Source organism: Streptomyces sp. 8N114 (assembly GCF_052245835.1).
Lineage (GTDB): Bacteria > Actinomycetota > Actinomycetes > Streptomycetales > Streptomycetaceae > Streptomyces.
In genome coordinates this window covers 281282-300131 of record NZ_JBQQBT010000003.1, presented here as the reverse complement: position 1 = coordinate 300131, position 18850 = coordinate 281282, and the positions used below count along the sequence as shown (strand labels likewise).

The window sequence follows — 18850 nt, the reverse complement described above, 5'->3', positions numbered from 1 at the left end:
TACCGCCACACCAGCAACGAAAGCCGTCATCCCCTATCCGCCGACCCCCGGCCTCACTCGGCCCCGCAGAGCCCCGGGCCGTACAGTCGAAGGCGGTCCGGAGTCGACTGCAATGACTCCGGACCGCCTGTCTCAGCTCACTATTCGGCAACTCGTCGGCATCCGCCTTCTGGGCAGCGAGCACGCCGGCGACCCCGTATCCGTTCACGACTACGCGCAGAGCGGCCTTCTCAGCCTCGGACCGCTGGATCGCCTGCCACCACCCGCACACCTCCGGGAACGTCACTCCAGCCGGGCCGCGGCCTCCAGTGGCTCGGACGAACGGAGGAAGCGCAGGTCGTCCATGGCCAGGGCGACATCGGTGGCTCCGCCGCGGCGGAGGGCCCGGGCCAGCGCGTCCAGGTCGGACCAGCGGGACGGGCGGAGGTGGACGCGGTAGCCGTCTCCGGCGGGCTCCAGGGTGAGGGCTTCGCCGATGGCGAGCCTGCTCTCCGGGAGATGGGCCGCGGCCGCTCCGGCGGCTCGTTCCAGGGCGGTGACCGAGGTGACCCCGGCGGCGATGGGCAGGGTCGTGTCCGGAGCAGTGACGTGTGCGTACAGGTCACGCAGGCGGGTGGCGGCGGTCGTACGGGCGGGGTGGTCCTTGAGCAGGCGGTCGGCCAACAGCCTCGCAGCGCGGGTGATGTGACCCAGCGGCGGTACGGACGGACGCTCGCTGAGCAGGGCGATCAGCGCCTCCAGGGCGTCTTCGGCGCAGGAGGCGAGGGTGACCCACTGCTCGGTGGTGAGCGGGGTGAGCTTCGGGTGGCGTTCCGTCCAGTACGCGACCGCCCGGTCCAGGTCAGGGCCCGTACGCCAGAGGTCGGCGGGGTCGTCGGGCATGAGCAGCTCGACGACTTCGACGGCCTCGTCGGTGGTGGTGAGCGCCTCCAGGGAGAGCGCGGCGATGCGCAGTTCGATCCCGGTCAGGCCGAGTTCGCGGGCGCGGGCGGCGTCGCCCCTGCGGAAGGCGGCGACGCGTCCCCGCGCCCAGCCGTCCGGCCAGGAGAGCATGCGGGCCGAGGTGGACAGCAGGATCAGGCACTGGGCCGGTGACAGGCCGGTGGCCTCGGCGAACGCCCGTACGGTCGCCTCCCGGTCCACGGGCGGAGGGCCTTTCTCGGCGATCAGGTCGAGCGCCCGCCGGAGCCGGCCCGGGTCGCCCCAGCCGTGGCAGGTCCGCAGCTCGACGGCGCGGTTGCGGGTGAACAGGAGCGGGTCGGGGCCGTGCGGGGTGTGGAGGAGCGCCGTGACCGCGTACCCGTGCCCCACCTGCTCGTAGTCGGCGACGGCGGCGGCCGCGATGGGGCCGCGGCCCGAGCGGATCTGCCCGAGGTCGTACTCCGGGCGCAGCCGGGCGACGTGCCAGGTGCCGTCGGTACGGAGGAGTTCGGGGACGGCGGCCAGTTTCAGGAGTTGCGCGCGCCTGCCGCCGTTGCCCCACGCGGCCTCCAGGACGGCGGCGCCGAGGCGGCCCAGGGTGTTCTCGACGTCCTTGACGGCGGCGGTGTCGAATGTCGCGATCTTCTGGTCGTAGGGCACATCGACGGCGGCACCGGCGAAGTGGACGATCCTCTCGTACGCGGACTCAGGCCCCGGATCGTCCGGCGCGGGGGACTTCTCGGACCGGACCGCGGGTGCCGCGGCGGCGGGCGCCGGGCGCAGGTGGGGCGGCGGGGTCAGCGCCAGGCGTTCCAGCAGGGCGAACGCGCGCTCGCGGCATTCGACGGCCGTCCACACCAGGAACGTGACGCCCTTCCGGAGCGACTCGTCGGTGATCTCCGGCAGGAGCGGGCTCAGCCGTCCCGCCAGCTCGTCGCGGGCGGCGTCCTTCTCCGCGTACCCGCTGTCGGGGGCCAGCACCCGCATGAGGTCGGTGGCGAGCGCGGCGTCCGCGACGTCGATCAGGGCCTGCGCCTTCTTCTCGTCGATGGCGCGCAGCGCCCTGGATCCTTCGGGGTCGCGCGGCCGCATCGCCGACCACCGGCCGGGCGGCGGGACCAGGCGAGTCCCGGATGCGTAGCGGTGGCTTTCGACCACGCTGATGTTCTCGGCCCCGTCGTGCTCGGGCACCCTGCCCCAGCCGCGGACGTAGCGGCCGATGATCCGCCCTGCAGGGTCCCGCAGCTCGATGATCCGGCCCCGGCCGCGCCACACGGTGGCCTCGGCGCCGCCGGGGAAGGCGACCCGTTCGCCGTCGGCCGGCGCCACACGGCGGGCGGCGGGGTGCGCGCTGCCGTGCGGGCAGTGCGGGCCGCCGTGGTCGAGGACGGTCACCCGGCCGTTCACGGCGATCAGGCAGCGGTCGTAGAGGTCGCGCGCCTCGGTCCGTTCGTGGGACCGGCTGGAGACGTACTCGTACGTGCCGAAGCCGTGGGACGGGCCGACTCCATCCGGTGTGACGACGGAGGCGCGGAACTTGTGCTCCCAGAGCCGGCCGGACTCGATCAGGAGCAGGTCGGTGCCACTCTCTTCCAGGTAGTCGGTGATGGTGTTGACGTGGCCGGGGACGAAGGCGGGCAACTCCAGTTCGTCGAGGACGCCGCCGCTCAGCGTGGTGGCGAGGGCGCGGGCCGGGTCCGTCCCGGTCGCGATCGTTCGGACGCTGTCCAGGAGGAGGCCGGGGACTCCGGCGATGGTGAACCGTTCGGCGTCGCACAGGGCGGCATGCGCGTCCGGAAGCCCTTGATGGGGGACCCGCCCCGCATGACCGGCCAGGATGTCGGCGATAATCTGCGCCGTTCCCGGTGTCGCAGCCAGGGCCCGTACGGTCTCGGGGTCGGTCTGCTTCGGGACGGCGGGCTCGGTGACGTTGAGCTGGTTGGTGACATTGCCGACGATCGCGTCGCGCAGCAGCGGAGCCCAGTCGGGGTCGGCGGCGACGGCGGACAGATCGGTGCCCACTCCGGCGGCGAGCCAGTCGTACAGCTTGAACGTGTGCAGCAGTCGGGGGCGCGCGAGCGGTACGCCGCGATCCACGAGGAGTTCGAGGAGCGGGAGGTCGGCGGCGGTCTCCTCCCAGTAGTTGACCTCGTCCTCGTCCGCTCCCAGTACCGCCTCGTGGTCCTCGCAGACGACACCCTCCGCGCGCAGCCGCGCACCGGCCCCGTGCAGCAGGTCGCCGAGACCGGCGACGGGGAGTGCGAGCCCCGCGTACAGCTCCAGGAAGCGCCCGAGCCAGACCTGCACAGCCGGCCCGGTGAGCCCGGGGGACTCGGCGAACGGGGCGGTCAGGCCCGCGCCCGCGAGGTTGCCGACGAGCAGCGACACCGCCGCGCTCTTCGCCTTGGCGGTGTCCTTGGCGGGCAACGGCAGGACGTCGAGCAGCGCGCGGCCGATGCCCGCGTCCGCCCGCGCCATCGGGCCGAGCAACGGAAGGACGAACTTCCACAGGGCCTGCGGTGCCGACTCCATGCAGCCGCTCTCCAGCAAGGCCCGAACGGCGCGTTCGTCCTCGGGCCCGCCGAGCGCGTGCCCGGCGGCCTTCGCCAGCGCCGCCCAGCCGTCGGCCAGAGCCAGCGCGCCGCCCGCGCCGTCTGCGCCGTCTGCGAACCCCTCGCACCAATCGGTGAGCAGGCTGCGGTGCCAGCGGTACGCGCCGGGGGCGGGTTGGCGGGCGGCGAGCCGCTTGCCGTGCCTCTTGAGCGTGGCTGTTCCGGCGGCGTCCGGTCCCGCGGCGAGGTGCGCCGCGATGAGCGCGGCCTCGTCGACCGGGAGCGCGTGCGCGTCCTCGGCGGCGCGGGCCTTCTCGAAGAAGGCGGCGGCGAAGCGTGCGCTGCCCGCGGCGGCCAGGATCCGCGCGCACTCCTCGTGGAACGGCGGCAGCAGCTCGGGCGCGTGCGTCTCCAGGTCGTCGCCGGTACGGGTGAGCGCGGTGCGCGCGAGGCCGGGCTTGCGGGCGGCCAGGCCGCGGGCGGCCAGGCCGCGGGCGGCCCGCAGGTCGGTGTGCGCGGCCAGGATGCGGGCGCGGTGCGCCGGGTACCGGTTCAGGGCGGACGCGAGGAAGCCGAGCGGGCCCGCGTGCACGGTGCCGACGCCGGTCTCCGCCACCGGGTCCAGGTCGTGCAGCGACTTCTCGGCCTTGTCGCCGTCGACGGCCGTGCGCCGGACGAGTTCGACGACCGGCTCGTCCAGGACGGTGTGCTCGTAGCGGACGGCGACGCACAGGTCCTCGCCGGGGCTGGCGGGCGTGCCCAGCAGCACCGCCCCGGCGCGCAGCAGCACGTCGCGCGTCGGGGCGGTGATGCCGGAGGGCACCACGGTGCCGGGCTCGCCTTGGTGGGCGTCACAGTATTGGGAGTACGCCTCGGCTGCCTCCACCACCGGCTTCGTCGTGTCCACGGTGCGGTTCGCGTACAGAGCCATGAGAATGCGGACGCCCTCGGACCAGGCGATGTCGCCGATCTCCCGGCCGCCCGCGGTGAAGCTCAGCCACGCCATGTAGGCCGGGCTCATCGGCCCGCTCCAGTCCAGGTCGATCTCGATGCCGAGCGGCTCGGGCGCGTGCACGGTGAACCCCGCCCTGTCCCCCTTGATGCGCCCGCCCAGCTCGTGGACGCGGCGCTCGAACGCGGCGCCGCTCTCGTACCGGGCGTCCATGTATCCGAAGGTGTCGACCACGCCGAACGTACGGTCCATGCTCGCGGGACGCCTCCACACCTCGCGGCGTACCTGCTCAACCACCTGCGTGAGGTTCCGTCCCCGCCAGATGGCCAGCTCGTCGCCGAGCAGCAGCGGGTGCGGGATCGCGAAGGCGCCCGCGCCCCTCCACCCGCCCTCGCGCAGGAGCTCGCAGCGGCCGAGGTCGGGCGCGCCGTCGACGATCGGGGCGATGACCAGGTCGGTGAGCGTCTCGCGCCACACCGGGTCGTCCCACACGGCCGCGAACACCGCGGCCGGGACGGGCAGCGACCGCACCATCCAGGACTCGACCCGGTCGTGCACCGCCCGCGCGTGCTCGCCGAGCCGGTCGCAGAGGGCGCCGAACCGTACCGCGGTCGGATCCTTTCTGACGTTGGCGGGCACCTTGGCCAGCACGCGGCCCGCAGCCGTCCGGCAAGCGAGCACCGGCCACCGCGTCCCCTCGACAGTGAGCTCATGGCCCGTCGCGATCCCGATCCACCCCATGGCGCGCCATTATTGATCACCCCTAGGACACTCGGCGGGGAAGCGGATGATTTACCCGCAGTGACGGGGCAGCCGGTAGGGCGTGGGAAATATCGATCTTGTCTTTGTCATCGCGAGCGCCGGCGCGCTGCTCGCGGCGGCCCTCCCCGGCGTTCGGCCGGAGTGCAGCGGACATGTACCGCGCCGAGGGCCGGGGTTGAGGAACCTGCGGACAGCCATGAGCGGTGAGATGGATCTTGCGAGGTGAGGAGTCTCCGACCTGGGGGCTTCGCGTGTTGCCGAGGTGGTCGGCAGGGCCGGCCGCTGCTGACGTTCACGTCGGATGCGAGATGTTCGCATCGAGATTCCAAATACCGCAGTAGTTGATCTCGGGTGAGGTGCGCTCGGATCGGCGCTCAAGTGTCGGCAAACGATCATTTGATGACAGGTTATGGGATGCGGGCAGGTCTCCAGGGGACGGGGCACCGCTACCTGGACAGCCGTTAAGGATCTTGGCGGGAGGGGCAAGGGAACGCTGAGCTACAGCAGTTAGGGCAGAGACCTGGACCGATTCCGGAGTGTCATCGATCTCCTCAAAGGCAAGACAGACCCAGCGCACGCTTGCTGAGATCGACGCCATGAACACAACCCCGCCCGACTGGGAACACTGCGGCACCGGAGCTGGCGACGCGGACCCTGTCGGATGCCGGGGCATCGTCATCAGGAGCACCGGTAGGTGCTTGGTCCACTGCGACGATACCGAGCGGCAGAGCTACCTCGACGAGCTGTCACCTGGCGCGGACATCGACCTACGCGGCACCACCCTCGGCGAGAACATGCTCGACGCCTTGCTCGATGCTGTACGCGACACAGAAGCAGAGTTGGCCCCTCGAATCGGCGACGCTGAGTTCAGCGAGGTGGTGTTCACTGGTGATGCCCGGTTCGACCGTACGAAGTTCACTGGTGATGCCCGGTTCGACCGTACGAAGTTCACCGGTGATGCCCGGTTCGACAAGGCGACGTTCAGCGACACAGCCTGGTTCTACGAGACTTGGTTCACCGGCATCGCCTGGTTTCCCCAGGCGAATTTCAGGGGCGACGCCGAGTTCAGCAGGGCGTGGTTCAACGTTGATGCCCGGTTCAACAAAGCAACGTTCGGGCCGGCGGTCACGCTCGGCCCGATGACCTGCGAGAGGACGCTGAATTTCGAGTCTGCGGTGTTCGAGAACTCCGTTCTCATATTTGCTGCAGTGAGGTACGTCAGCTGCTCAAAGGCCCGGTTCCAGGAGCCGTCAACACTACGGCTTCTCCATGCGCAAGTGGATCTCACCGATGCCGTACTACTGCATCCGGTCACCGTGGCCACGGGGAGCGATCCTTATGTGCGGCGCGTGTTCGAAAGGGACCTGCCCACGAAGATGTCGATTCGTTCTCTTCGAGGTGTGGACGCCGCCATGCTGCTCATTTCCGATGTGGATCTCCGAAATTGTGTTTTCACCGGAACGCATCACCTTGATCAGCTTCGTCTCGAAGGCGAGTGGCAGTTCGCCACCACTTCCGAGGTTGCGCGGTGGCGCAGTGGCATGATTCCGCGCCGTCGCTCGCGACGGCAGGTGATCTACGAGGAGCGCTTGTAGCGTACTCGCCCCAACCACCAACAGTCGTCATTCCAGTGGGACTGGAGTGCGCCACCTAACAACTACGGGGAGAAGACTCCCAGCGTCGAGGCGCTCGCAACGACGTACAGGCAGTTGCGGAAGTGCCGTGAGGATGCGAAGGACGAGCCGGGTGCTGCGGACTTTTACTACGGTGAGATGGAGATGCGCCGTTACAGCCATAGCTGGGGAAGCGTGGAGCGGTGGCTACTGAGCGCGTACTGGGCGCTTTCGGGATACGGACTGCGGGCTTCGCGTGCTCTGGTCGCGCTGGCGGTGGCGTCATTCGCGACGGTGTGCTTGATGATGGCCTTCGGTCTACCGAACGATGATCCGAAGCAGGAAGTCCAGCGTATACGCACCGAGGACGGCATGCGCTGGGTAGTGGACAAGCCGGCCCCGAAACTCACCCTCCCGTTCGAGGAGCGACTGAGTGCGAAGCGGCTTGAGAAGTCGCTGCGTGTGACATTGAATTCAGTGGTATTCAAGTCGAGCGGCCAGGATTTGACGACGGTGGGCACGTACGTCGAGATGGCATCACGGTTCACTGAGCCGGTCCTTCTCGGCCTTGCTGCGTTGGCAATCCGAAGTCGGGTGAAGCGAGGCAACTAGGGGTTCACGACACCGGGAGAGCCGCTACCCAGCCACCCGTGCACGCTGCTTTGCTTCCCCGAGATCAGCCCAGGACTGAGCGTGTCCATTCCCTAGCGTTACTGGGCCAACTCCTCAACGGCCTCAAATACCTGTACTGGCACATGCACAAGCGCCCGGGCCTCGCTGTCCGCCTCCGGCTGACCAAGCGCAAGGCGGCCCTGCTCGACCGGCTCGCATCGAGGAGGGCCGGGCCGTCCCGAAGCCGCCGTCAGGCGGAGGAGACCCGCGCGCTCGCCGCCCAGCGGCGCGCCGAGATCAAGGGCACCGCGTAGCCGTCGATCAGCAGGCTCACGCCTCGCCCTCGTCATCCTCGTCCAGCTCCACCGCGTCCGGGTCGCGCAGCGGGCGCAGGGCGCTGGCGGCTGGGGTGGAGGCGGTGAAGCTGTAGCGGCCGAGCAGGTTGTGGGCCATTCCCACGCGGCCACGCGTAGGGTCGAGGTGTCATCGCGCAACGAGGAGGACCATGCCCGAGCCAACCACCGCCCCCCTCGGAATCCCCGAGGAAGAGGTCGCCGGTCGCGTCGGCGCATGGTGGCGTGAGGGTGGGCACGGCGGCCAAGTGGCCTTTCTTGCCCCTACGGACGGCCATGACGCCTCGGCCGTCATGCGGGAGATACACGAGCACGTGCCCGGCAGTGTTGTCGTCGACGCCACCGGTCTCACCGCCGAGCAAGTCATGCAGCAGGCCCTCACGGCGCTGGGGGTCGATCTGTCCGCGGACAAGCGGGACGACTGGCGTTTCGCGCTCGGCTCGTGGCCCGAGGAGCGGTTGCTGCTGGTCGTCAACGCCCATCGTGCGGGGCCGACACGGCGGTCGTACGAGCCCGAGCGGTTGGTGACCCGGACCCTTGCGTGGCTGGCGCGTGGCATGTTGGCCGTGGTGGTCCATGTGGTTCCCGAGTTGCTGCCGGCCCGCGTTGATCCCAGCGCGGTGTTCCGACTGTCCGCGGCGGCCGTCGAGTCTCTGCCAGCGGTAACAGAGTCCGTTGCCGTGCGGGCGTTGGCACTGGCCGAGCCCCGCTTCGTACCCGTCCCTGTCTGGGCCCAACTTGTCACCGCGCTGACCGGTGAAGCGGCATCCGAAGACGAACTCGCTGAATTCGCGAGGGAAGAGTCCGGAATTCTCCGGCTCGGACCTCTCGGGGTTTCCTTTGTCGACGAGGGCCTGGCCGAGACCTTGCGTCGAGAGATCGACTCTGACGAACTCTCCCGTGTCAATCGGCATGTGGTTGCTTGGCTGATGCGCTCGGCTCCGGGTTTTTCCCACCCCGAGGGGTGGGCCAAGCGCGGTGCCGTCGGCCTGTACGCGGCCACTGGGCTCGCCATGCACGCCGTACAGGCGGGAACGTACGACGAAGTTCTTCGGGACGGACGTGTCATCGCCAATCTGCCGCAAACGGCGCTCATGGACGCGGCACGAAGCATCACGTTCCTCATCCCCGGAAACACGGCCGCCGCCGACGCGATTCATCTGTGGGGCTGGGGAGTCACACTGCGGCATCAGACGGAGTGGGCTTCGTGGCTGCACTTGATGGCGCTTTCGCGCGACGATTTCGAGTTCGCGTCCGCGGTCGCCTCCTCTGGTGTGACGCTGCCCTGGCAGGTGAAGTGGGCCCATTGGCGGCCGCCGGGTGGCTATCACGCGCGCTATCTGCGGGCCGGGAGATTCGCCGCGCTGGCGGAGGTGCGCTGGCAGGGGCGACCTGCCATTGCCGGTCTGCAGCAGCGGACGGTGCTCGAGGAACAGGAGCTGTACGTCTCGATCTGGGACGCGGAGACGGGAGACCGTGTCGCGGACCCTTGGGAACACGACGAGATTCCGCAGGAGCATCGCACGGACCTCACCTGGCCCGCGTCACCCGGGAGCGACGCCGCCGCGCCCGCACGCGTGCGAGATCTGTTCGCTGCGTCGTCCCCCCGACGCGACCAGCGCGCTTTCATGCTCCCCTGTGTGCCGCTGACCGTGGGTGAAGTCGTCGTCTTCGCAGGCGACTTGGGGCTGATCGCCATCAGTCCCGCGGACGGCGTGGACATCTCCGATTTCGGTGCCCGGCAGCAACCCCTGAGCTGGGACTACACGGACGCGGGCCCGTGCGGTCCGATCGACGCGCCAGCACCGAGTCACGAGGACGTCATCCCCCTCTTCGGCGAGGACCTGCTGTGCCCCATCCCGGACGAGGACCTTCCGGATCGACTCACCCATGCGGCGACGCGCGAACAGCTCCTCGATTTCGGTCTGCCCTACGTGAACGAAGGGGCCATGGGGATCTTCCCGTACGGCGGCTGGGACATGGGAACTCTGGACGAACTTCCCTCCTGGCCCGAGGGAATCGAGCCCGTCCCCGAAAGCGGGCCCTTCTTCCAGATCGGTAAGTGGATGGGCGGCAAGCTCGTCATCGACGGGCCCACCGGTCACGTCCTGCGCGTTCCCACGAAGCCGGGCCAGGATCACCTCGCCGGCCTTCCCGCCGCACGCAGCCTCGAAGATTTCCTCACCATGGTCGCGCTGTGGGTCACCGGGCTGCATACGCGGAGTGTTCTGCCCCCGGCCAGTTCCGAGCGAGAGCAGATCACCTATTGGGTCCTGGGAGTGCTGGCCGAAGTCGACGAGACGGGCAGTGAGCAGCCCGCCTGGTCGTACGTACTCCACAACGAGTGACGTCGATCAGTCAGAGAGGCGGGCGGCAAGAGGGCCTGTAAAGAGAACGGTGTAACTCCGATCATGGAGGATTGCACCTGCGACCAGCAGGAACATGGCCGGGAGTCAGGGACGGTGCCCGCGAAGGCGTCGTCAGCAGTGGCGGACGAGAAGCTCATCGAGGAACTCGTGTCCCGGGCCCAGGCCGACGGGCTGCAGCTGACCGGCGAGGGCGGGCTGCTGCAGCAGCTGACGAAGCGGCTGCTGGAGTCCGCGCTCAAGGGTGAGATGACCGATCACCTCGGATATGAGCACGACACGGCAGGGAAGAACGGCGGCAACTCCCGCAACGGCAAGCGGTCCAAGACCGTCCTGACGGATGTCGGCCCGGTCGGCATCGACGTACCGAGGGACCGCGAAGGGGCGTTCGAGCCGCAGATCGTCAAGAAGCGGCTGCGGCGCCTGACCGGCGTCGAGGAGATGGTGCTCTCACTCTCGGCGAAGGGACTCACCCACGGCGAGATCGCGGCCCATCTGGCCGAGGTATACCGCGCCGAGGTCTCCAAGCAGACCATCTCCGACATCACCGACGCCGTTGTCGGCGTACGGGCTTTGCCGGCTCTGGCAAGATTTTCGTAGCCGGAGATCATCCCGGTGATGCGGTCGGCCGGTCCGCATAGCGGGCAGCCTTCGGGTGTGTCCTGTTGAACTCGCCTTCCTATTACCGCGCTTGGCGGATGTGCTGGTCGTCTCGGTGAACGCGTCCGGGCCGGTCATGGTGGTCCGGGCACGTACGCGGTCGCATGTTCTGGCGGTGTGTACGGGCTGCGGAACGGGTTCCGGTCGGGCCTGGTTTCCCACCGTGGCTCCGGTGATCGACCAACAGCTCATCGAGCTTTCCCGACCTTTACCTCGACTTCAAGATGGTTTCAGGACCGGGCTAGAAGGCGGTGCGGGAGAGGCCGCCGCCGGTCCAGGGGTCCTCGAAGTCGGCTGCGGTGAGGGTGACGCCGGTCAGGACGCGTACGGCGAGGATGAGGCAGCCTTCGGGCTCTTCGGTGTCGGCTTCGCCGGTGGGTTCGCAGTCGTCGGAGGCGTCGAAGCCGACCGCGGTGAGGGAGCCGACGACGGGGTGGGTGGTGTCTACGCTGCCGGAGGGCCCGTCGAAGTAGCCGCCGGACAGTTCGAGGCGGCCGAGGATGGCGCCGTCGTGGGCGATGGTGGCCGTCTTCGTGTCGGGGTCGCGGTAGGCGCTGATAGCGGTGCGGCCGTCGGCGGCGAGGGTACGTAGGACATCGTCATCGAAGCCGATCCAGCTTTCGCCTTCTATTGTGAGGGTCCAGCCGCCGGGCATGTCGCGGCCGAGGATGAAGGCGCCTTCGTCCTGGTGCTCCTGGAGGAAGTCTGCGGCTCGGTTCAGGCCCTCGGGGCAGGGGACGGGGTTGGCGACGCCCATGAGGTGGAGGGTTTCGGTGAGTGGGTGGGGGGCGAGGGTTACGCACCAGCCTTCGCCGAACATCTCGTCCAAGTCCACGGTGTGGGGCCTTTCTATTCGGGTTCGTTGGTCGTTGTGCCCAGATGGTGTGGGGCTGCTATCTGCTGGAGGTTTCGTCATCGAATCTCTGCGTTCCTCACGTTGTGTTGCTGGCGGGCTGGTTGTCAGTGGTGGTCTATAGGCTGGTCGGGCGAGTCATAAGCAAGGGCTCGGTTCGAACTTGCCCCCACCTCGGAGCAGGCCGTGATGTTGGGCCGTCTGCGCCCACGCCTGGGTAGCCGTCCACGGCGAGCCCATCGGCGAACACTCCCACGAACACGGCTACACCCCCTCATCACCGCCCCCGCCCACCAGCACCAAACACCCCACCAGGCAGCAAAAAATGGAGACCTGACACCCCGTAAGCCATCTGCCGAGCCACAAGGGGATCGCACCACCTCGCGCAGCGCTCAAACTTCACTGGCACGCACCTGGCCGGTCAGGCCCAGCACGCGATCGCCGACGTCGACCGCGCCCACACCGCCCGCCAGTACGCCACCGCGGCAGCCAGCCGTCCGGACACGACGTAAACGCGGATCACCGCCCTCGACCTGGTCGCCCGAGCCGAGCAGCAGGCCAAGCAAGACAACATCGAGCAGGCATGCACCACCTGGGGCCAGGCAATCGACACCATGGCCGGAGTGAAGTCCACCCGCACCCTCAAGGCCGTCCGGTGCCGCTCCCTGCGCTCCGACCTCCGCCCCTACCGGGCCCGCGGCGTGCGGGTAGCGGCCGAACTCGAAGAATGCGCCCGCGTCTTGGTCACTCACCGCCCTTGAGCGAGTCGCTTAAGGCGATGTGCGCAGCCCCCTTCGTGACGGGCCGGCCGCCACTTCTTCGCTGCTGTGGTGATCCGGTCGGCGTAGGTGCGGTATGCCTTGCGCCCGGCTGGCGTGGAGCTGTCGCCGGCGAGGGCGGCGCACTGCTTGAGCGTGGCCTGCAACGGTCAACGCGATCGCGCACGAGATCGGGATCGACCAGAGCGGGGCTTCACGGCTGATCAAGAGTGCTACCGCAGCGGGGTACCTGGTAGTGGCGGCATCTGCGACTGATGGTCGGCGACGCGAAGCGTCCCTCACTCCTGCGGACCGATCCATGCCGGCGCAGGCCCACCGCTGGCAGGAGGACGTCTTCGAGCAGCTGACAGCGGACTGGAGCGAGAAGCGGCGCCGCGACTTCCAGCAGGCCATGAACGATCTGATGGACCGGTCCCGGTGCGCGGGACGCATGAGCCACGCCAATGCGCCGTTGAGTATCGAGGGACGCCGACGGCTGATCGAGCGCTGCAAGACGCGCCCCATCGCTCACATCGCGGCAGAGATGGGCATCTCGCGGGCCTGCGCGTCGAAGTGGGTCAACCGTTGGCGGCGTCAGGGTGACGCTGGGCTGGTCGACCGTTCCTCGGCTCCGCACCGGAGCCCGAGCACAGCACCTGCGTGGGTGACCGACGAGATCGAGACCTGGCGACGCGAGCACAAGTGGTCAGCCCAGCGAATCACCGACGAGCTCGCCGACCTTGGGCTCTCGATCAACCGCCGGACCGTCACCCGTCACATGACCCGACTCGGCCTCGACAGACGCCGGTTCATCGACCCCGGCGGAGACAACAACCGCAAACCCGGGAAGATCACCGCCCGTCGGCCCGGCCACATGGTGCACCTGGACGTGAAGAAGGTCGGCCGGATCCCCGACGGAGCGGCTGGCGCGTCCACGGCCGCGACAGCGACAGCGACCAGGTCAAGACCGCCGACCGTACCAAGTCAGCTGGTGCGAAACGCGGCTGCACCTGCCTGCACTCAGCCGTCGACGGCTTCTCCCGACGCTCCTATACCGAGCCGCTGCCGGACGAGAAGGGCGCCACCGCGGCGGCGTTCCCCGCCCGCGCAAAGGTCTGGTTCACCGCCCACGGCATCACCCACATCCCCCGGACCGTCACCGACAACGGCGCCTGCTATCGATCCGGCGACTTCGCCCTGATCGTCGGCCAGCGGGCTCGACATCAGAAGACCAAGCCCTACACCCCGCGCCACAACGGGAAGGTCGAGCGCTATCAGCGCATCCTGGCCGAGGAGCTGGGCTGCTCTACGCCCGCGAGTTCACCAGCGAGGACGCCCGCTCATCCACGATTGCGGTCTGGAACATCCATTACAACTACCACCGCCCACACTCAGCTTGTTCTTCAACCTCCGGTGTCGAAGAACAAGCTGATACAGACCGCCCCCGACGCCTCCTCCTGAACCGGCCGGCCCCCCCCCCGGCCTGCGCCCACAGCCCGGCCCGGAGCCAGCCGACCGTCCCCACACCCCTGTCCCACCACGAGATGGAACACCGGGGCGGGATTCCGGCAGGTCTACCGAAGTCGGCCTGCTCCCTCGGCACTCCGCCATGCGGTGGATCTCCATGGCGGCGCCTCCGCCGCACGGGGGAAGCGGATCCTGCGCCGGTCTGATCTCTGCGCGCCACGGATCGAGAACAGTGACCCCATGGCAACCAGCGAGACGAGTGCAACGACGGCGGTCGAGGGGACCGAGCGGCCTGTGCCGCTCTGGGCAGAGCGCATTGCCCGCGAGAGTGGGAACCACCCCTACCGGATGACATACGACGCTGCCGCGATGGGTGCCGGAGTGTCTGTGCGAGCGGACCACGAGCGGACCGATGCCCGGGGCCCCGAGCTCTCCCGGTCCACACGTCCGATGAGAACGACGCCGACCCCCTCCGTCGTTTCCCGTCAGTCAACTGCGTTGAGGACGATGGGGAATCATCTGTGACGATATGGCTGATGTCGTTCCCGGCGTTCGTGTGTCTGCTGGTCTTGTTCGCCCTCGTGGAGAGCGCGTGGCGACGGTTCACGGGGCTGGGCCTGATCCCGTGGCTACGCAGGCGCACGGGGCGGTCGTTGTCGAGTATCGCCTTCGATGAATTCACGGCGGTCGTGAACGGAAACAAGACGGTGGAGCTGGAGCAGCGGCGGGTGGAACTGCTGCGGCGGGACGACGAGAGCGACGGTGCGCCGCCCCGCTCCAGCATTGACCTGACCAAGGGCACGGCGTTCATCGTGTTGCCACAGGAAGCGGATGGCCCGCGCGCTGACAGGCGCGATCGCCTTGAGGGACGGCGGTGAGACGCGAACCGACGGGAACGGCGGCGGAATTGTCCACGCCCTAGGGGGCGTATCGCGTGCTTGTGGGCGGCCGCGTTCGCCGGCGGGCCGGGTTTGCACTTCTACTGGGCCGTCGGCGTGATGTGGGGCTGGCATCTCCGCCGGCCCGCTGGCCACCGAGCGCCCGCTGTGGTTCGTCGTAGCCGGGTTTTGGGGTGTGGTGCGCTGTACCTCCTCGGCGCCTTACGGGCGACCGCGGCAGAGTCCAAGGCTGAGGAAGCCCGGGCCCGCGCCGCTCATCGTGAACACGGCGTCCATGCTGATCGCCGCGCATTGCGAGCACACCGGCATGGCGCCAGACAGGTTCCGGTCCTACTTGCAGACCAGCCACCAGAAGATCCGGGCAGACGCGCCCCGCGAGGTGGACCGGGCCCAGGCAGCCGGCCTGCTGGGCGAACCCGCCCCGGAAGGCGACGACCAGCTGCTGACGATGCGTTACGCCCGAGGGCAGCACCGTGCCGAGGACGCCCTGACGCCCGAGGACGACCCTCAGAAGCTGTTCACCGCGCCGTGCCTGTACGGTCTGTGCGCCAAGCTTCGTGGGCGCCGACCGAAAGCGCCGAGTGCTCGGTCGAGCGTTGTTCGAGTCGGGCGTTCGTTGCAGCCTGCTCCGCAAGGGGCCAGCCGGATCTACAGCCGCGTGCAGGTGAACTCTGTACGGTCCCCGTCGCCATCGGTATGCACGATGTGCAACGTGTCCTTGGCGTACTTGACTTTCAGCTTGTCGGTGTCGGGGGAGTCGCCGTCAAAGATCTGCCACGGAAGCCGTAAGGACTCTGCTTCGACGATCTCGTCAGGGACGTCCAGCGCGACCCATTTCCTCACGATGTCCGGCTCACCGGGCCGCCAGGGGCCTTGAAGGGTCAGCTTGCTGCCTTTGAGCCCACTGGCCGTTCCACTTCCAGGTGGCGCGCTGTTCCTGGGTGTCTTGCCCGTACGGCTTGACCGTCCAGCTGCTCGCCGCGACGTCGACCAGGTAGGGAGGCACCTCCTGCCCATCCCTCCCAACTCCGTGGACCCGCCACTTCCCAAGGCACCGACCTCCGCCGGCAGTCGTACTGGAACGGAGGAGAACCCCGCGAGGGCCCGCGCCCCAGTGGTCCCCTCCAGCACCCCGCTACGTCGCCAGGGTGAGCAGGACCTTCTCCAGCATCTCTCGCAGGGCCGCCCGGTCGGTGGTGTCCGGGCCGGGTCGCGTCACCCCGTCGTACGTGAGTCCCTCGGCGAAGGCGACAACGGTCCGCCCGCCCTCTTCCGGGTTCGGGCTGCCGAGCGCCGTTGCCAGCAGCTGCGCCTGGCGGACGAAGTTCTCCCGGACACGGAGCAGTTCGGCGCCCAGCTCCCCTTCCGGGTGGCGCGCCGTCAGGAGGATGATCTCCAGACGGGCGCGCGTGCGGTCGCGTTGAGGGCCGAGCCAGTGGGCCAGTACGCCCGCGAAGCGGTCGGCGACCTGGCGAACCCGCGGCGCCTCGGCCAGCTCTTCGGCGACGGTCGCCGCTTCGATCTCCGCCACTTCCTGTTCGGCGATGAACGCGACCACGCCGGCGAACAGTGCCTGCCGCGTACGGAAGTAATAGCTGGTCGACCCGGCCGGCACCTTCGCCCGCTTGTCGACCGCCCGATGGGTGAGCCCTCGCAGGCCCTCATCGGCAATAACCGCCACTGCGGCGGTGAGCAGCGCCTGTACGCGAGGGCTTCTCGCTCCGCTCATGCGACGGCCCGCTTCCTGAGCCTGCTGAGCATCATCCGGCGGACGAGGCCGCTGAATGGCTCGATGAACCGCCAGTACCGCCCCATGGCACGCCGAGCCGCCTCGTCCAGGCACTGGACCCGGGTCTCGGTGACGACCCGCGTACCGCCGGTGGCGGCGTCCGCGGTGAACCTCATGCTGAACGTCGCCTTCGCGTAGCCGGGTTCGTCGAATTCCAGGAACTCACGCGGGCCTGTGACGTCCGGCCGTCCGTCGGCTGCTCCCATGGTCCACCACTGCCCTAGGATCCCCTGGACCATCTCTCGCGGAGGGTCCTCGGCCAGCAGCAGAAAGCTGTCCCGCAGGTCCTCCTCCGACACCTCGCCGCCCCCGCGCTTCAGCCGGCCGAGCTGCCGCCGCACGGTGAACAGCACCCGCACGACCGGCCCCCACCCCTCGCCGCCGACCTGCTCCATCTCCCGCCACGCTGCCCACACCGCCTCCACCGGAGCCGGGATGACCGTCTGGTGCCGGGACCCGAAGTCCGCGCGGGGAACGAAGGTGCCTGCAAGCCCACTCATGTCGGTGACTCTACATTTGTAGAGCGTGGAGGGCTAGTGCTGGGACCGAGAAGGTTCGCCGGGTTGGTGGTTGGAGCGTTTGGATGGGCGGTGTCGTCCGTTGCGACCGCTGGGGGTGTGGTGGCCGAGTTTGTGCGGGTGCGCATACCGACCGGTCAGGACGGGCGGAGGCTGAGGCAGGTCGTGCGCCGGGGCCGTACCAGCTCGGTGCTGCGCCGCGTCCACGGACGCGTCATCCGGATGGGCCGTGAAGCCTTACGGTGCCTGCTCCTGCGCCGCGGCATCACCTTCCAGCACACCAACGACCTGGAAGAAGTACCCCCACCCCGAACGCGACGCCTGGCTCGATCGGATCGAGCAGTAGCGGGAACGCTTCCCAGACCGGGCCTTCGCCTCGACGAAGGGCACCGCCAACAGCCGCGCCGCGCTGAAGCCAATCCGCAAGGCCGATGACCGGCCGCTTCCCGTGGCCATGCAGGACCGCCTGACCGCCGAAGCCGACGCCTTGACGCCCGGCAACACGTACGACGTGCACACACTGGCCACTAGTGCCGCATCAGAGAACCGTTGCCCTGTCTTGAGGTGACGCGCTGCGGCGGGCCCTGCCCACGACGAACAGCGTGACGGCGGCGAGGGCGGCGCCGATCCACAGCACGCTGGTGGTGGTGAGGCCGTCGACGGCCAGGCCGCCGAAGAGAGCGCCGAGCGCGATGGACAGGTTGAACGTGGAGACGTACAGCGAGGAGGCGGCTTCGGTGGCGTCCGGTGCGGCGTCGAGGATCCAGGTCTGGAAGGTGACCGGCACCGCTCCGTAGCTCAGGCCCCACAGGATCAAGATGGCACCCGCGGTGAAGGCGGAGTTGCCGACGAGTACGAGGAGCACCATGGCCAGCGTGAGGACCACGGAGATGCCCACGACGGTCTGCCGCAGCCGCTTCGCGACGAGCGCCCCGGCGATGAAGTTGCCGCAGATGCCGGCGACGCCGAACGTCAGCAGCAGCGTGCCGATCATGCTGTCGTCGATTCCGTCGTCCTGCAGGATCGGCCGGACGAACGTGTAGGCCACGAAGTGGCCGGTGATGACGAGGAAGGTCATGGCGATGCCGGCCCGTAGGCCCGCATTGCCCTTGAGAACCTTCGGCAGGTCCGCGAACCCGATGGTCTGCTCCGCCGGCACCTTCGGCATCAGGAAGACCATGCATGCCAGGGAGACGAGGCCGAGGATGCCCACGGCGGCGAACGCGGTGCGCCAGCCGCTGAGGTCGCCGATGAACGTTCCGGTGGGCACGCCCAGGACGGAGGCGGTCTCGACGCCGCCGAAGATGACGGCGGTGGCCCGGGGGACGTGCTTCTCCGGAACCAGCCGCAGCGCTATGCCGCCGGCCAGGGACCAGAAACCACCGACACTGATGCCGATCAGGAAACGGGCGATCAGCACGACCTCGAAGCTGGTCGCGAAGGCGGAAGCGAGGTTGGCCGCGCCCACCAGGCCGATCAGGACCGCCAGCACGATCCGGCGGTCGATATGACCCGTGGCCACGGTGACCAGGGGCGCCGAGATCGCGGCGACGAGGCCGGGCACGGTCACCATCAGGCCCGCGGTGCCCTCGGACACCTCCAGGGCGGAGCCGATCGGGGTGAGCAGGCCCACGGGGAGCAGTTCGGATGTCATCAGGGCGAAGATGCCCAGGGTCACCGCCAGGACGGCGAGCCAGCCCTTGACGGGTGACGGCTCTCTGATGGCGGGGACAAGTGTGTCGACGGAGGTCACGGCTCCATCAGCCCTTCGTGAG

13 protein-coding genes and 4 pseudogenes are annotated in these 18850 nt (G+C 68.9%); 9 read left to right on the top strand and 8 right to left on the bottom strand.

Annotated elements, in window-relative coordinates; all coding sequences use genetic code 11:
* Window positions 1-282: 282 nt before the first annotated feature.
* On the bottom strand, window positions 283-5166 hold the full coding sequence (locus ACTWQF_RS09530) for a DUF4132 domain-containing protein (RefSeq protein WP_443278745.1): 4884 nt from the start codon (window positions 5164-5166) through the stop codon (window positions 283-285).
* Between the two features lie 557 nt (window positions 5167-5723).
* Between ACTWQF_RS09530 and ACTWQF_RS09525 the strand changes: the two genes are divergently transcribed.
* The 3 genes from ACTWQF_RS09525 (at window position 5724) to ACTWQF_RS09515 (ending at window position 7726) form a co-directional block, all read left to right on the top strand.
* Window positions 5724-6782, top strand: coding sequence for a pentapeptide repeat-containing protein (locus tag ACTWQF_RS09525; RefSeq protein WP_443278744.1), 1059 nt, complete (start codon window positions 5724-5726; stop codon window positions 6780-6782).
* Window positions 6783-6959: 177 nt separating this feature from the next.
* A complete protein-coding gene (locus tag ACTWQF_RS09520) occupies window positions 6960-7412 on the top strand; it encodes a hypothetical protein (protein WP_443278743.1) in 453 nt (150 codons plus the stop codon).
* A 143-nt stretch (window positions 7413-7555) separates the two neighbouring features.
* Window positions 7556-7726, top strand: coding sequence for a hypothetical protein (locus ACTWQF_RS09515; protein ID WP_443278742.1), 171 nt, complete (start codon window positions 7556-7558; stop codon window positions 7724-7726).
* A 16-nt stretch (window positions 7727-7742) separates the two neighbouring features.
* Here the strand turns inward: ACTWQF_RS09515 and ACTWQF_RS09510 are convergent, their stop codons facing one another.
* A complete protein-coding gene (locus ACTWQF_RS09510; RefSeq protein ID WP_443278967.1) occupies window positions 7743-7871 on the bottom strand; it encodes a hypothetical protein in 129 nt (42 codons plus the stop codon).
* 46 nt (window positions 7872-7917) lie between these two features.
* On the opposite strand from ACTWQF_RS09510, the gene ACTWQF_RS09505 reads away from it, so the two are divergent.
* Window positions 7918-10113, top strand: a complete 2196-nt coding sequence (locus tag ACTWQF_RS09505; protein ID WP_443278741.1) for an SUKH-4 family immunity protein — start codon at window positions 7918-7920, stop codon at window positions 10111-10113.
* A 63-nt stretch (window positions 10114-10176) separates the two neighbouring features.
* Window positions 10177-10692 (top strand): annotated as a pseudogene (locus ACTWQF_RS09500) (transposase); the annotation flags it as partial.
* A 340-nt stretch (window positions 10693-11032) separates the two neighbouring features.
* On the opposite strand, the gene ACTWQF_RS09495 reads toward ACTWQF_RS09500, so the two are convergent.
* Both ACTWQF_RS09495 and ACTWQF_RS09490 read right to left on the bottom strand, forming a co-directional pair.
* Window positions 11033-11626, bottom strand: coding sequence for a DUF6461 domain-containing protein (locus ACTWQF_RS09495; RefSeq protein ID WP_443278740.1), 594 nt, complete (start codon window positions 11624-11626; stop codon window positions 11033-11035).
* A gap of 410 nt (window positions 11627-12036) precedes the next feature.
* Window positions 12037-12396 carry a hypothetical protein gene (locus ACTWQF_RS09490; RefSeq protein WP_443278739.1) on the bottom strand — a complete coding sequence of 120 codons (360 nt, stop codon included), beginning with the start codon at window positions 12394-12396 and terminating at the stop codon, window positions 12037-12039.
* 181 nt (window positions 12397-12577) lie between these two features.
* On the opposite strand from ACTWQF_RS09490, the pseudogene ACTWQF_RS09485 reads away from it, so the two are divergent.
* From ACTWQF_RS09485 to ACTWQF_RS09475, 3 genes and pseudogenes are all read left to right on the top strand, one after another.
* Window positions 12578-12676 (top strand): annotated as a pseudogene (locus ACTWQF_RS09485) (MarR family winged helix-turn-helix transcriptional regulator); the annotation flags it as partial.
* 177 nt (window positions 12677-12853) lie between these two features.
* Window positions 12854-13835: pseudogene (locus tag ACTWQF_RS09480) on the top strand (IS481 family transposase); the annotation flags it as partial.
* A gap of 570 nt (window positions 13836-14405) precedes the next feature.
* Entirely contained in the window at window positions 14406-14747 is a 342-nt protein-coding gene (locus ACTWQF_RS09475; protein WP_443278738.1) for a DUF6191 domain-containing protein, read from the top strand.
* A gap of 669 nt (window positions 14748-15416) precedes the next feature.
* Here the strand turns inward: ACTWQF_RS09475 and ACTWQF_RS09470 are convergent.
* From ACTWQF_RS09470 to ACTWQF_RS09460, 3 genes are all read right to left on the bottom strand, one after another.
* Entirely contained in the window at window positions 15417-15611 is a 195-nt protein-coding gene (locus ACTWQF_RS09470; RefSeq protein WP_443278737.1) for a hypothetical protein, read from the bottom strand.
* A gap of 292 nt (window positions 15612-15903) precedes the next feature.
* Window positions 15904-16497, bottom strand: a complete 594-nt coding sequence (locus ACTWQF_RS09465; protein ID WP_443278736.1) for a TetR/AcrR family transcriptional regulator — start codon at window positions 16495-16497, stop codon at window positions 15904-15906.
* Window positions 16494-17057: a hypothetical protein gene (locus ACTWQF_RS09460; RefSeq protein ID WP_443278735.1), complete on the bottom strand. Its 564-nt coding sequence runs from the start codon at window positions 17055-17057 to the stop codon at window positions 16494-16496. The genes ACTWQF_RS09465 and ACTWQF_RS09460 overlap by 4 nt, the downstream gene beginning before the upstream one ends.
* Before the next feature lie 210 nt (window positions 17058-17267).
* On the opposite strand from ACTWQF_RS09460, the pseudogene ACTWQF_RS09455 reads away from it, so the two are divergent.
* Window positions 17268-17418: pseudogene (locus tag ACTWQF_RS09455) on the top strand (IS630 family transposase); the annotation flags it as partial.
* Between the two features lie 195 nt (window positions 17419-17613).
* Here the strand turns inward: ACTWQF_RS09455 and ACTWQF_RS09450 are convergent.
* On the bottom strand, window positions 17614-18828 hold the full coding sequence (locus ACTWQF_RS09450) for an MFS transporter (RefSeq protein WP_443278734.1): 1215 nt from the start codon (window positions 18826-18828) through the stop codon (window positions 17614-17616).
* Window positions 18829-18850 lie beyond the last annotated feature (22 nt).

What these genes read in the sequence shown, in the direction of transcription:
- ACTWQF_RS09530 (WP_443278745.1), bottom strand. Translation starts at nt 5,166, where the DNA reads ATGGGGTGGATCGGGATCGCGACGGGCCATGAGCTCACTGTCGAGGGG.
- ACTWQF_RS09520 (WP_443278743.1), top strand. Translation starts at nt 6,960, where the DNA reads ATGGAGATGCGCCGTTACAGCCATAGCTGGGGAAGCGTGGAGCGGTGG.
- ACTWQF_RS09515 (WP_443278742.1), top strand. Translation starts at nt 7,556, where the DNA reads ATGCACAAGCGCCCGGGCCTCGCTGTCCGCCTCCGGCTGACCAAGCGC.
- ACTWQF_RS09505 (WP_443278741.1), top strand. Translation starts at nt 7,918, where the DNA reads ATGCCCGAGCCAACCACCGCCCCCCTCGGAATCCCCGAGGAAGAGGTC.
- ACTWQF_RS09475 (WP_443278738.1), top strand. Translation starts at nt 14,406, where the DNA reads ATGTCGTTCCCGGCGTTCGTGTGTCTGCTGGTCTTGTTCGCCCTCGTG.
- ACTWQF_RS09465 (WP_443278736.1), bottom strand. Translation starts at nt 16,497, where the DNA reads ATGAGCGGAGCGAGAAGCCCTCGCGTACAGGCGCTGCTCACCGCCGCA.
- ACTWQF_RS09460 (WP_443278735.1), bottom strand. Translation starts at nt 17,057, where the DNA reads ATGAGTGGGCTTGCAGGCACCTTCGTTCCCCGCGCGGACTTCGGGTCC.